This is a genomic window from Streptomyces malaysiensis subsp. malaysiensis, assembly GCF_040653035.1.
Lineage (GTDB): Bacteria > Actinomycetota > Actinomycetes > Streptomycetales > Streptomycetaceae > Streptomyces > Streptomyces malaysiensis.
Genome location: NZ_JBEZNG010000012.1, coordinates 165578 through 178275, shown reverse-complemented (window position 1 = coordinate 178275; position 12698 = coordinate 165578). Strand labels below are relative to the sequence as shown.

Annotated in this window: 15 protein-coding genes; 1 reads left to right on the top strand and 14 read right to left on the bottom strand. The window is 72.1% G+C overall.

What is annotated here, in order from left to right; all coding sequences use genetic code 11:
• Positions 1–31 precede the first annotated feature (31 nt).
• The 13 genes from AB0E24_RS24380 to AB0E24_RS24320 form a co-directional block, all read right to left on the bottom strand.
• Complete coding sequence (locus AB0E24_RS24380; protein WP_093705894.1) at positions 32–748, bottom strand: 2-hydroxychromene-2-carboxylate isomerase; 717 nt, start codon at positions 746–748, stop codon at positions 32–34.
• Positions 749–807: 59 nt separating this feature from the next.
• Positions 808–1554 (bottom strand): 3-oxoacyl-[acyl-carrier-protein] reductase, encoded by a 747-nt coding sequence (gene fabG / locus AB0E24_RS24375; protein WP_359379848.1) that lies wholly within the window; start codon positions 1552–1554, stop codon positions 808–810.
• 65 nt (positions 1555–1619) lie between these two features.
• Positions 1620–2129: a 3-hydroxyacyl-ACP dehydratase FabZ family protein gene (locus tag AB0E24_RS24370; protein WP_167503665.1), complete on the bottom strand. Its 510-nt coding sequence runs from the start codon at positions 2127–2129 to the stop codon at positions 1620–1622.
• A complete protein-coding gene (locus tag AB0E24_RS24365; protein ID WP_359379844.1) occupies positions 2126–2569 on the bottom strand; it encodes a 3-hydroxyacyl-ACP dehydratase FabZ family protein in 444 nt (147 codons plus the stop codon). The genes AB0E24_RS24370 and AB0E24_RS24365 overlap by 4 nt, the downstream gene beginning before the upstream one ends.
• Positions 2566–2841 carry an acyl carrier protein gene (locus AB0E24_RS24360; RefSeq protein WP_069867796.1) on the bottom strand — a complete coding sequence of 92 codons (276 nt, stop codon included), beginning with the start codon at positions 2839–2841 and terminating at the stop codon, positions 2566–2568. The genes AB0E24_RS24365 and AB0E24_RS24360 overlap by 4 nt, the downstream gene beginning before the upstream one ends.
• Positions 2842–2882: 41 nt before the next feature.
• Positions 2883–3977 carry a beta-ketoacyl synthase N-terminal-like domain-containing protein gene (locus AB0E24_RS24355; RefSeq protein ID WP_359379839.1) on the bottom strand — a complete coding sequence of 365 codons (1095 nt, stop codon included), beginning with the start codon at positions 3975–3977 and terminating at the stop codon, positions 2883–2885.
• Positions 3974–4975 carry an acyl-CoA thioesterase family protein gene (locus AB0E24_RS24350; protein ID WP_069867798.1) on the bottom strand — a complete coding sequence of 334 codons (1002 nt, stop codon included), beginning with the start codon at positions 4973–4975 and terminating at the stop codon, positions 3974–3976. The genes AB0E24_RS24355 and AB0E24_RS24350 overlap by 4 nt, the downstream gene beginning before the upstream one ends.
• Positions 4975–5826 carry an alpha/beta fold hydrolase gene (locus AB0E24_RS24345; protein WP_359379834.1) on the bottom strand — a complete coding sequence of 284 codons (852 nt, stop codon included), beginning with the start codon at positions 5824–5826 and terminating at the stop codon, positions 4975–4977. The genes AB0E24_RS24350 and AB0E24_RS24345 overlap by 1 nt, the downstream gene beginning before the upstream one ends.
• On the bottom strand, positions 5826–6776 hold the full coding sequence (locus tag AB0E24_RS24340; RefSeq protein ID WP_174884478.1) for a beta-ketoacyl synthase N-terminal-like domain-containing protein: 951 nt from the start codon (positions 6774–6776) through the stop codon (positions 5826–5828). The genes AB0E24_RS24345 and AB0E24_RS24340 overlap by 1 nt, the downstream gene beginning before the upstream one ends.
• Entirely contained in the window at positions 6773–7906 is a 1134-nt protein-coding gene (locus AB0E24_RS24335) for a beta-ketoacyl synthase N-terminal-like domain-containing protein (RefSeq protein WP_359379829.1), read from the bottom strand. The genes AB0E24_RS24340 and AB0E24_RS24335 overlap by 4 nt, the downstream gene beginning before the upstream one ends.
• Positions 7903–9153: a beta-ketoacyl-[acyl-carrier-protein] synthase family protein gene (locus AB0E24_RS24330; protein WP_359379827.1), complete on the bottom strand. Its 1251-nt coding sequence runs from the start codon at positions 9151–9153 to the stop codon at positions 7903–7905. The genes AB0E24_RS24335 and AB0E24_RS24330 overlap by 4 nt, the downstream gene beginning before the upstream one ends.
• A gap of 40 nt (positions 9154–9193) precedes the next feature.
• The gene (locus tag AB0E24_RS24325; protein WP_069867802.1) at positions 9194–9445 is read right to left on the bottom strand and encodes an acyl carrier protein; all 252 of its coding nucleotides are present in this window, start codon (positions 9443–9445) and stop codon (positions 9194–9196) included.
• 116 nt (positions 9446–9561) lie between these two features.
• Entirely contained in the window at positions 9562–10335 is a 774-nt protein-coding gene (locus AB0E24_RS24320) for a thioesterase II family protein (RefSeq protein ID WP_359379823.1), read from the bottom strand.
• A 364-nt stretch (positions 10336–10699) separates the two neighbouring features.
• Between AB0E24_RS24320 and AB0E24_RS24315 the strand changes: the two genes are divergently transcribed.
• On the top strand, positions 10700–11446 hold the full coding sequence (locus AB0E24_RS24315; protein ID WP_359379820.1) for a DUF6269 family protein: 747 nt from the start codon (positions 10700–10702) through the stop codon (positions 11444–11446).
• A gap of 92 nt (positions 11447–11538) precedes the next feature.
• On the opposite strand, the gene AB0E24_RS24310 is transcribed toward AB0E24_RS24315, so the two are convergent.
• Positions 11539–12378: an IclR family transcriptional regulator gene (locus AB0E24_RS24310; protein ID WP_256114411.1), complete on the bottom strand. Its 840-nt coding sequence runs from the start codon at positions 12376–12378 to the stop codon at positions 11539–11541.
• Positions 12379–12698 lie beyond the last annotated feature (320 nt).

The window sequence follows — 12698 nt, the reverse complement described above, 5'->3', positions numbered from 1 at the left end:
TTCTTCTCGGCGGGTGTGGTGACCGAGCGGTCTAGCCGCAGCCTCCTGCATGTCCAGTATCTCCACCGGGGGCGGAGAACCGGGGCAGCTCGTCATGATGCTGCCAGCCTTTCTCGACCTCCTCGAGAGGTTGGCCGCGGAAGGCCGCGACAAAGGGCGTCAGCCGGTCCGCACCCCAGAACTTCTCCCGTCCGTAGATGAAGAACGGAACGCCGAACAGGCCGTCCTGATACGACTGGACCAGGCAATCCAGCCCCCGCTTGCGCAACCCGGGGTCGTCCGAGGCATTCGCCAGCCGCTCGGCCGGTAGCCCCAGTTCCACGGCGATCTCGCCCATCGTCTCTGGCCGGGTGATGTCCCGGCCCTCCTGCCAGCGCGCCCGGTAGGTGAGTTCGATGAAGCGCCGACCGTGGCCCTCCTCCTGGGCGGCGAGATAGGCCAGGTGGGAGACCTCCCAGTTGGGGTCCTTGTCGATCGGCACGGTCATCTTCAGACCGCGCGCCTTGGAGATCCGCGAGAGGTCCTGGAGGATGTAGAAGTTCTTCGCCCGGGACATGGCGACGATGGGCAGCTCCACATCGGCCTCGTCCAGCATCCGCTGGGTGACGGCGTCGGGCTCCCAGAAGGGGATCCAGTCCATTCCGTCGGCCACGTCGGGGTAGCGCTCGGTCAGGTCCAGGTAGGCGAACCAGGAGTACGGGCTGCGCAGCGAGAAGTACCACCTCGGTGGCTTCTTGGGCTTGGGCACGGTGGTGCTCCGCCTTCCGGTAGAGGTCGATGAGGGGCCGGTCATGGACCGGTCGGGGTTCAGATGGTGATGCCGCCGTCGATCTGGAAGACGGCGCCGGTGATGTAGGCGGCCCGGTCGGAGACCAGGTAGGAGACGAGGTCGGCGACCTCTTCCGGCCGGCCCAGCCGCTTCAGCGGGATCTGCTGGAGCGCCTTCTTGCGCACCTGATCGCTCAGTTCCGCCGTCATATCGGTCTCGATGAAGCCGGGGGCGACCACATTGGTGCGGATGCCGTACCGGCCGACCTCCTTGGCCAGCGACCGGGAGAAGCCGATGATGCCCGCCTTGGAGGCCGAGTAGTTGGTCTGGGTGGGGTTGCCGTACACCCCCGCCACGGATGAGAGGTTCACGATGGCGCCCGACTTCCGCTTCATCATCTCGAAGATGACGGCGCGGCAGACGTGGTAGACCCCGTCGAGGTTGGTGCCGATGACCTGCTTCCACTCCTCGTCGGCCATCATCAGCAGGGGGTTGTCCCGGGTGATGCCGGCGGAGGTGACGGCGGCGTCGACCGGGCCGAGGGTCTCCTCGGCGCGGCCCACGAACGACCGGACGGACTCCATGTCGCAGACGTCGGCGCGGACGGCGAGCGCCCGGACGCCGAGCTCCCGGACCTCCTTCTCCAGGACGTTCGCCGCGGCCTCGTCGGACCGGTAGCAGTAGGCGACGTCGAAGCCGTCCCGGGCCAGGCGCAGGACCACCTCCCGCCCGATGCCGCGGGATCCGCCGCTGACGAGGGCGACCCTGGACTCACTGTTGTGCACGACTGTTCCCTCTCCTGGTTGGCTGCGGGCCCTCCTGGCCGACTGCGGGCCTGCGGACCTGCGGGCTATGGAACGGCGGGGGCCGCGACCTGGTCGGCGGAGGCCGGCGGGCGCAGCTGGTCCCCGGGGCGGAACGCCATCACCATGCGCGAGAAGGTCAGCGCGATCTCGCCGCCGACCAGCGTCTCGCCCTCGAAGATCACGGTGTCGGTGAGCGCCCGGAAGAGCCGCACCCGGTGCTCCAGCACATCGCCGGGGTGGACCGGGCGGTGGAACTCCACCCCGGACATCGAACCGGCCAGCATGACCTGGCCGGTCGGGCCGCCGGTCGCCTCGGCGCCGCACACGGCGAGCAGCCCGGCGGCCTGGCCCCAGGACTCGACCAGCAGGGTCTGCGGATAGGCGAACCGCTCGGGGGCCGCGTCCTCGCCGAGGTGGCGGTACCAGGGCTCATTGCAGGTGATGGCCTTGAGCGCGACCAGCCGGTCGCCGGGGACGAGCTCCACCACCCGGTCGATCAGCAGCATCGGATGGCGATGCGGCATCAGCCGCTTGATCCCGGCCGCGTCGATCATGGTGTGACCTCCGTACGAAAGCCCAGCCGCACCTTGGCGGAGGTGCCGCGCTCGGTGGCGGCCGTCGCCGTGTACGTCCAGCCGCCGTCGGCCGGCTTCCAGTCGGCGCGGACGGTCAGCACATCGCCGGGGAAGACCGGGCCGATGAAGCGGGCGGATTCCAGAGCCCGCAGCGCGATGGTCCCGGCCCCGGGGGCCGTGGCGAGGGCCGCGCGGTGGGCACACTCGACCACGCACACCCCGGGAAAGATCGGGAAGTCCGGGTAGTGGCCGGCGAAGACCGGCTCCTCCGGTGCGATACGGAACCGGACCTCGCTGCTCGGCCCCGGCCGCCCGGCGTCCGCCGAGGCCCGCCGCACGACTTCCGGCACGGCCCGCACCGGGCTGTTGGTGGACGTGGTGGCGTCGGTGGACGTGCCACCGGTGGCCGTGCCGGTCATCGGGCGCGCAGCTTCTGTGTCAGCAGCTGATGCGCCTGGTTCAGCGACACCACCTGGCGCAGCTCCGCCTCCGCGAACTTGACGCCGTACTTCTTCTCCAGGACCACGATGACCTCGAGCGCCATCAGGGAGTCGACCTCGAGGTCGGCCATGAAGTCGGCGTCGTCGGCCACGTCGGTGGCGTCGACCTCCAGGATGTCGGCGACGATGCCGCGCAGTTCGTCCATGTCGAGCGGGGCCGCGCCGGCCGCGTCGGAGTAGGTGACGGACATGGGGTTCCTTTCACACAGCGGGAAGACAGCGGGAAGGGACATCACAGGAGGCGCAGAAGTGCGCAGGCGAGCGCGCCGTCACGGTCCACGGACGTCACCACCGCCAGCCGGCCCGCGGCCCGGTCGTCGTCCTGGGCCGCCGTCAGCACGGAGACGATCTGGAAGGCGGCGGTCGCGGCGGCGGTGTCGCCGATCGTGTCCGGCTGCGGGATCCAGCGCACCTCGTGTCCGGCGAACCCGGTCCGCAGGGCGGTCCGTTCCTGTTCGCCGAGGAGCCCGGCCGGGCCCGAGGGGGACACGGCCCAGACGTCCCCCCGCGACGCCCCGGCCCGGCGCAGCGCGCGCCGCACGGCGGACTCCAGCGCGGGGCCCGCCCCGTCGGGGCCCGCCACCCCGGCCTCGACGGCGAGCACCTCGGCGAGCCCCTCGCCGTCGGCCACGGCCTCGGCGGGCCGCAGCCGCAGCACCGCGCAGCCCTCGCCGAGGACCACACCGGTCTCGTCCTCGCCCCGGGTGTGCCATTCGAGCCAGGCGCGGGCCGGGGAGTACTCCTCGACGGCGCCGCACAGAACGGTCATGGCGCGGCCGGAGGCGAGCAGCCGCCGGGCGTAGTTGAGGGCGATCAGCCCGGATGAACGCCCGGCGGCGACGGTGGTGTTCGGCCCCTTGAGCCCGTACCAGATGGCGCACTGCCCGGCGGGGCAGTTCATGATGGCGTTGGGGATGTGCGAGGGGTCGATGTAGAAGGGCTTCTCGTGGATGAGGGTGTCGCGGGTGATGTCCATCATGCTCTGGGCGCTTCCGGTGGTCGTGCCCAGGACGAGGGCGACGTCGGCGCCGCTCTCCGCCGCGCCTTCCTCCCCCGTGACCAGCTCCCGTACCGTGGCCACGGCCAGGCCGGTGACCCGGTCCATGGACCGGGTCCCCTTGCGGCCCAGGACCTCCTTGATGACCAGGTCCCGGGCCAGGCACACCCGCTCGTCCGGGACCGGTTCGCCGCCGGGCTCGGAGGCGGTGGCCGTGGACCGGCCGGACCGGGCGCCCTCGACGAAGGCGTCCCGGCCGATGCCGTACGGCGAGACCGCCGACCAGCCCGCGATCACGGGACCGCGCGTCGCGGTGGCCGTCGTGCTCACGGCTGGTTCCGGCCGTCGCCGGAGGCGAAGGCGTTCAGGACTCGCTCGTCGAAGGTGACCAGGCGGCCCTCCTTGCCGTTCTCGACCACCCCGTAGGCGTGGGTGATGGTGCCGGTGGAGGTCTGCACCAGGTGGCCGTCGCGGACCACATAGGTGTCCAGGCGCGAGGTGTAGAGCAGGTTCTTGAAGACGTTGTCGACGGTGTAGACGACGTAGAGGTCCTCTTCGAGGAGCGCCTCGTCCAGCAGTGTCACCCGGGAGTGGGTGACGGCGGGGATCCAGTTCTTCTCCTCCAGCAGCGCCCGGATGGAGATGCCGCGCGCGTCCACGAAGCGGTGCTTGGCCTCCTCCATCAGACGCAGATAGCCCGACATCTGGAGGCGCTCGAAGAAGTGCACGAACGGGTAGGGGATGCGGAACTTCCAGCCGTACGCGTTCTGTCCGGCCAGGAGGTGCTCCAGCACCGCGTCGGTCTCGGCACAGGCGCCGGAGATCAGCTCCTCGGTGACCGCGGGCGCGGCCGGTCCCGGCTCGGCGCCGCCGACGCGGTCCGTGACGAACCGCTCCAGGCCCTCGGGCACGGGCAGCCGGCGCGTCATCCGCACATCGTTCTCGTCGCGCCGCAGCACGGCCTTCACCTTGGAGGCGACGGCCTTCTTGGGGGCGCCGTCGCGCTCGACGGTGATGGCGACCTTGAACGCCAGCTCGGTGGCGCCGTCCTTGGTCACCGGGGTCACCTCGACGGCCGCCTCGTCATCGACGATGAGGGCGGTCTGGAGGCGGGAGTCGATGTCGACGATGTCGAATCCGAGGCCGTGCTCCTCGTAGAGCCTGCCGACCGGGAGCCCGCTGCGCTTGAAGTGCGCGATGACGGCCTTCTCGACCAGGTAGTTGACGTGCTTGAAACCGATGATGGTGCCGATGTTGGCACCCTCGTAACCGGGGCTGAGGACGACCGCGGTCGACTCGTTCAGCAGCGACTTGACGGCTTGCGACATCACTTCTCCGTGAGGTGTGGGGCGGCCCGGTCCGGGAGCCGCCCAAGGAACGCGCCGACCAGGGCGGAGAACGACTCCGCGTGCTCGGACATCGGGTAGTGACCGCATCCGGGGACCGTGTGCAGCCCGGCCCCGGGGAGGTCGGCCGCGAGCAGGGCGCTCTCGGCGGCGGCGAAGTCGTCCTGGCCGGTCACGACCAGGCCGGGCACGGTGATCAGTTCGGTGCGGAGCCAGGGGGTGCGCAGATAGTGCTCGAAGAACCGCACCCAGCCGTAGGGGCCGACCCGTTCGCACACCCGCTCCGCCATATGCCGCCGGACCTCCGGGGAGATCCGGCGGGCGGAGTGGGTGCGCAGCCCCTCCTCCATGATGTGGAGGAAGTCCCGCTGCATGCCCGAGACGGAGTCCCAGGCGAAGTCGTCCGGTGAGCGCCGGTAGAAGGGCGAGACGAGGACGACGCCCCGGATGCCGTACCGCTCGTACGGGTCGTTGCCCGCCTCGGCCTCCCGGCTCAACAGGTCCAGCAGCTGGTTCGCCGAGAACGAGTGGGCCACCACGACATCGGGCGGATCCGGCAGCCGCTCCAGGGCCGTGACGATCCAGTCGGTCCGCTCGGGGCGGCGGCTCCACGGCTGGACGTGGTCGGCGCGCCAGGGCAGATCGGCGGTCCAGGTCTCCAGGTCCGGCGGCAGATGCGGGGCCAGCCCGTCCCAGACCGCCCCGCTGCTGGCCAGCCCGTGCAGGAACAGGGCGCGCAGCCGGGTGGCGTCCCGCGCGGGGCGGTGGCGCAGCAGCAACGGCCGCTGTGCCGGGCCGCGGTCCCCGGCCGCGCCGGTCTCACCGAGGGCCATCAGGACCGGCCCGGGGCCAGGAGGGCCAGCCCGGCGGTGGCGTCGTCGCCGTCACGGCCGGCGAGGGCGTAGACGGGCCCGGCCCCACCACCGGCGTACCAGCCGATGGTTCCGGCGCACTGGAGGACGCCGAGGACCGCCGACGCCTCGCCGAAGGTGCCGGCCAGCGCGTGGTGGACGGTGCTGGACGGCAGCAGGGCGGAGCCGGCCCCCTGGCCGTCGCCGGGGCCGAACCAGGCGGCGGGCGGGGTGCGGTCGTCCCCGGCCAGCCGCTCCAGGCATGCCTCGACACTTCCGGCGCGGACCGCGGAGCTCACCACGGCCCGGGGCTCGGCGCCGCGGACGGCGGCGGCCGCCCGGCGCTCCACGACGACGGCGGCGGCGCCGTCCACGATCCGGTCGGCGCCGGTGAGGCGGCGGACCATCTCGTTGTCCGGTTCGACGGCCAGGACCAGCGCCCGGTCGGCGCGGCGCGCGCCGACGAGGGCGGTGGCCCAGCGGACCGCGTCCAGGCCGGAGGTGGCGCCGTTGCAGACCATCAGATTGGGGCCGCGCAGCCCGTACTTGATGGCGAGCGTGGAGGCGATCACATTGCTGGACGCGTTGGGGGTGTCCATGGGGCTGACACCGCCCGTGGCCCCCTCGGCCGCGATGGTGTCCACGACCGAGCAGACGGTGTCCACGTTGCCGTAGTTGGAGGCCACCAGGACGGCGACGGTCTCGCCGGGGACCGTGAGCCCCTCGGGGCCGAGCAGTCCCGCGTCCGTCAGCGCCTCGGCGGCGCAGGCCAGCGCGAGCTGGGTGGCGCGGTCCTTGAAGCGCAGCCCCTTCTTGCCGATACGGGCGGCCGGGTCCACCGGCTCGGCGCCGCCGGGGACGGGGGCCAGCAGGTCCTCCGGGGTGGTGACGCCGGGCAGGGCGAGCCCGACTCCGGTCAGTACGGCGCTCATCGGGCCGCCTCCACTACCGCCACGGCGTTGATGCCGCCGAAGCCGAAGGCGTCGATCTGGGCGAGCGATACATCGGCCCGTTCGGCGGTGCCGCGCACCATCCGGAATCCCTCGGTCTCCTCGGCCGGATGGTCGAGTCCGGTGATCGGGGGCACACGGTGCTCCCGCATGGCGCGCAGCGCGACGATGAGGCTGAGCACACCGGAGGCGCCGGAGGTGTGGCCGGTCATCGACTTGATCCCGGTCATCACGGGGCGGCCCAGGTGGTCGCCGTACACCTCCCGCAGCGCGGTGGCCTCGGCGGCGTCGTTGAGCGGGGTGCCCGTGCCGTGCACCATCACCAGTTCCACGTCCTCCGGTTTGACGCCCGCCCGGCTGTGGGCGTCCTTGATGGCCAGGGCGATGCCACCGGCGTCGGGCGCGGTGGCGTGGTACGCGTCGCAGTTGACGCCCACGCCGCGCACCCAGCCGTGGCCGCCGCCGTCGGCCTCGCGGCGCAGCACGATCGCGGCGGCGCCCTCGCCCATCACGGTGCCCTTGCGGTCCCGGTCGAACGGGCGCAGCGCTTCGGGCGGGTCGAGCTGGAGCCGGTCGGAGAGGCCGAACATGCTCTCGGTGATGACGTCGACGCCCGCCACCACGACGGTGTCGGCCCCCTGGAACTCCAGCAGGTCCACGGCGAGGGCCAGCGAGTACAGGGAGGCGGAGCAGGCGTTGGAGATGGTGGTGGTGTCATCGGCGCCGAACCGTTCCCGCAGCGCGGTGCCGAAGTGCATCCGTCCGGCGTCGAAGTCCTGTCCGTCGCGCCACCACAGCTCCAGCGAGCGCAGCTCGCGCAGCCCGGTGCCGATGAGGACGGGCACCCCGCGCAGGTCCGGGGGCAGGCCAGCGTCGTCCAGCGCCTGCCCGACGGCCGTGGTCAGCAGGGCGGTGGCCCGGCCCGTGACATCGGTGCCCGGCGCGGGCCGGTCGTCCACCTCGTACAGCAGGTCGGCGTTGTACCAGTCGCGGTTGAAGCCGCGCAGGCTGTGCAGCCCGCCGCGCCCCTGGCAGAGGTTGTCGAAAATCTGCGCCGGGTCGGCTCCGACGCTGGCGACGGCGCCGACTCCGGTGATGGGCCAGCGGCTCATCGGTGCTCCTCGTACTTGCCCAGGATGACGACCGCGTTGTTGCCGCCGAAGGCGAGACCGTTGTTCTGCACGATCCGCAGATCCGCCCCGACCGCCTCGTTGGGCACGCAGTCGACCTCGCATTCGGGGTCGGTGGCGGTGTGGTTGATGGTCGGCGGGATGAAGCGGTGCACGATCGCCAGCGAGCAGGCGATCGCGGCCAGTGCGCTGGCGGCGCCCATGGTGTGGCCGAGCATCGACTTGATGGAGATGGTGCGCGGCGGGGCGGCGCCGTAGACCTCGCGGATGGCGCGGGCCTCGGTGATGTCGTTGGCCTTGGTGCCGGTGCCGTGCGCGGACACCAGATCGACCTCGCCGGGCTTGACCCCGGCGTTCTCCAGGGCGAGCGCCATGCAGCGGGCGACGCTGCTCTGGTTCGGGGCCACCTGGTGGTAGGCGTCGCAGTTGAGCCCGTAGCCGAGGACCTCCGCGTAGATGCGGGCGCCACGGGCCAGGGCCGACTCCAGGCTCTCCAGGACGAGTACGCCCGCCCCCTCGCCGGTGAGGATGCCCTTACGGTCGACGTCGAACGGCTGGCACAGCTCGGGAGCGATGGTGCCCAGCCGGTAGAAGCCGGCGAAGGTCTTGCGGCACATGGCGTCGGCGCCGCCACAGAGGGCGAAATCCACCTCGCCGGTGCGTACGGCATCGAAGCCGTAGCCGATGGCGTAGTTCCCGGCGGCGCAGGCCGTCGGGATCGTCACCGCTTCGACGTCCGTCAGCCCGAGTTCATGGGCGACGGCCGCGGAGAGACGGCCGGCCCGCACCCGGCGGGCGATGGTGGAGTCCATCTTCTCCGGCCCGTGGGCGATCTGGCTCTCCACCAGCTGGTCCAGATCGAAGGACTCCCCGTCGGTGGTGCCTATCGAGATGAGGCCGCGCTGCTCCCGCAACGCGTCGACGTCGAGATTCGCGTCCTCGACGGCCATGCGGGCCGCGGCGGCCGAGAACTGACTGGCCCGGCCGAGTTCCGCCACATCCAGATTGCGTATCCACTTCTCGGGTTCGAAGTCGACAATTTCGCAGCCGTTGGCGTGGGCGAACCCCTCGGTGTCGAAGGCGGTGATCGGCTTCGCTCCGCTGCGGCCGGAGCGCAGCCCCTCGGCGAACTCGGCGGCGCCCACTCCAATGCTGGAGAAAACGCCAAACCCGGTAAGAACCACTCTATGAGCCGCGACGGCGGAACCGTCACGCGCGGGAGCAGTCATCGAAACCTCCAACCAGTCTCGGCTTGAACAGCGGACGGGATTACCAGCCCGCTGACTCGGCGACGACCTCGTAGACGCCCTTGAGGTTGACCATGCGGGCGAGTTCGGACTGGTCGATGACGACCTTGAACTCCTTCTCCAGGGAGGCGAGGATCTCAATGGCGCGCAGCGAGTCGGCGTCGTGGTCCTCACGGAAGAGGCTGGTCTCGCTGACCTCGTCCTCCTCGAGCTCCAGGATCTCGCAGACGATTTCCTTGATCTTCGTAGCGCGCTCTTCGGTAAGGGTAGGCATGATGAATTCAACCTCTCGGTCTTTGCCGCCGGGCGGGAATCCCCCGTTCGGCGCTCCTTTTGCGTTCCCGCACTCGAAACCATCGCAGTACGGGAATGTGATGTGCACGTGCCGCGTCAGGAAGGTGCCAACACTGCTTCGTCCAGACGCCTTCTGATGTCGTTCGTCAGGGAATCCCGCTCGGCATTCAGGTAGAAATGGCCACCGGGCAGGACGCGTATGTCGAAGGAATGTCCGGCGACCTCGGACCAATGCCTCATCTCGTTCTCCCCGGCACCCGGATCCCGGTCTCCCGCATAGGCCACGACCGGACATCCGACGGGGTGCGGGGCCGCGGCCCGATAGGTGCCCGCGATCCCGAAGTCGGCCCGTACGGACGGCAGCACGATGTCCCGGATCCCCGGGTCGTCCAGCAGCGCGGCGTCCGCGCCCCCGAGCCGCACCACCTCGGCGATCAGCTCGTCGTCGGTGCCGAGGTGGATCTCCTTGGGCGTGACCAGATGGGGCGCCTCACGGGACGAGACGAACAGTCCGGCCAGACGGTCCGCATGGGCCGGCTGGAGGCGCAGGGCCAGTTCATAGGCGAGCGACGCCCCCATGCTGTGGCCGAAGAAGGCCACCGGGGCGTCGAGGAAGGGCAGCAGCTCCGCGGCCAGCGGGTCGGCGAGCTGCTCGATGCTGGTCGCGCACGGTTCGGCGATCCGCTCCTGACGGCCCGGGTACCGGGTGGCCAGCACCTCGATGTCGGGGCCAAGCGCACCGGCCCAGGGGTGGAAGAACGTCGCGGTCCCGCCCGCGTGGGGCAGACAGACCAGCCGCGCCCGCGGCCGTCCGGCCGCCGCCGGGTACCGCCGGAACCACCGGCTTCGGGCACTGCCGGACGATGTCATCGTCGCTCTCCTCGTGGCTGTCCCCCGCGGCCGGCGCGGCGACCGGCCCGGCCCCGTCCGGGGCCGGACGCACTCGGATGGCTCGCGCCGCGTCCATTGAGGTGTCGGCGGCGGGGCGCGGGGAAGAGCCCCACCGCCGGGTCGCGCTCCGCTGCCCGCCGCGCGGCGGGCGGGAGGACCCGGGACACCTTTCTAACCAGGCCCGCCACGCGCCTCAATGCCCCCTTCAGGAAGGTGCCAGGGCGGGCCCGTGAGCCGGGTCCGGGGCGGCCGGAAGGGCCTTGGAGGAACGGCATAACAGCTTGTTGCCAGTGCGCGGCGGAGGTGACCCCGCGATGGATCACGGGCGCCCGGGCGGGGCAGGATGCGCGGGAGATCCTTTGGACCCGCCCCCGTAACCCACCACCCAGCGAGCCGCCCGATGACCGACGACCCGACCCCTCCGGCCGCGACCGAGCCCCCCTGGGCGTTCCTGGCCCGGCTGGAGGAGCAGATCGCCCACGACCAGGAGGCGTGTCTACGCGACTGCGCGGCGCCCTGGGGCGAGCTGCTCGAACGCTTCGTCGACGCCCTGACAGGGCGACAGCACCCGGACCCGGATGCCACCGACGCGGCAAAGGGAGACGCCGGGGGCGGCGAGGCGGCGGGCGAGCCGGAGGGGCCGGAGGCCCCGGGCGCCCCGGAAGGACGCGGTGGGCCGGAGGGGCCGGACGGAACGGGCGAGCCGCACGGGCAGGAGGATCCAGGCGCCCCAGACAGCCACGGCGGGCCCGACGGACCGGACCCGGCGAACGGATGGGACTCGGCGGATCGATCGGGCACGCCAGATGGACCCAAAGCACCGGACGGAACAGCCGAGCCGCACGGGCAGGAGGACCCGGACACCCCAGACGGACACGGCGGGCCCGACGGACCTGGCACGTCAAGTGGGCGGGGCGGAGCAGGCGTTCTCGGTGGGCCGGACACGCCAGGCAGGCCGGGCGCGCCGAACCGGCCCAGTGAGCCGGGCTCGGTCAACGGACCCGGTGGGCGGGACGCGGTGGACGAGCCCGGCCCATCGGGGGCCGGAGACGGCGCCGGAGAGTGGTGGCCCCCGCCGGGGGCGCCGTAAGGGCCGACCGGCCCTGTGGGGGCAGCCACCGGCCCGTGTGCGGGCAGTCCCCAGCCCGTGTGCGGGCGGGCCGACCGACAGCTGTGGCGGGCTCAGCGGGGCGGCACGCTGCGCAGGCGGGGGCGGGGGCGGGGGCGGTTCGACGGCCGCGGCAGTGTCTCGGTCAGCCCGGCGGCGGCGTCGATGACCGTGTTCCGTAACCCGCGTTCGGGGAGCTTGGCCATCCTCGCCCGCGGCCCGGACAGCACCAGCGCCGCGGAGACCCGGCCGTCGCCGTCCCGGACCGGTACGGCGAGCACATACTCGTCCAGCACCATCACATCGGGCCCGTGTGCCCAGCCGCGCTGCCGGACCAGGGCCAGCTGCGCCGCGTTGAAGCGCGCGCCACGCAGCCCCGCGTACAGCTCGTCCGGGTCCTCCCAGGCGAGCAGCACCTGGGCGACCGGGCCGGACTTGGCGGGGCGTGCGGTGCCGAGGGGGACCGCGTCCTGCCCGGTGACCGGGTCGGAAGAGCTGGCCACGCAGATGTGCACGGCGTCGCGGCGGCGGTGCACCCGGGCGTTGAGGCCGGTGCGGGTGTGCAGTTCGGCCAGCACGCCCTCCGCGATGTGCTCGAGCCGGTCGCGCGGGTGCGCGGCCCCGGAGTGGCCGATCCTGGCGCCGGGCAGGAACCGGCCGTGCGCGTCCCTGGTCAGCAGTTCGAGCCGTTCCAGGGCGGTGGCGATGCGGTAGACGGTGGGGCGTGGCAGCCCGCTGATGGCCACCACCTGGGCGAGGCTGGCGGGGCGCTGCTCGACAACGCTGAGGATCATGGACGCCTTGTCGAGAACTCCGACGCCGCTCATCGGCAGTGGCCGCGACGCGACGCTCATCGCTGCCGCCCCGTCGGCGTCGGCGCGCTGGTAGACCGGACCGATCGGCATGTGACTCATGGAGGATTCGCCTTCCGCACGGCGGACACCGGATGGCGCGAGGCTCCGGTGCCGAGCGGCGCCGGAATCCCGCACATCGACGGCTCGCGGGGGTGGCGACCGGCCGCCGGGACGGGGTGCGAGCTGCGGCTCGCCGGTCCCCCGCTCTGATGCGCCCATTCAAATCGGAGGCCCCCGGAGCGGGCAACGCCGGAGACAGGAAACTGCCAGGCCGACCCCACCGGACGGCGGCCACCGGGCATCTGGCGGGTTGTTCCCCTCCCCGCCCCTTCCCGGAGCCGCGTAGCGAGGCTCCGGGAAGGGGCAAAGCCCCCGCCCGA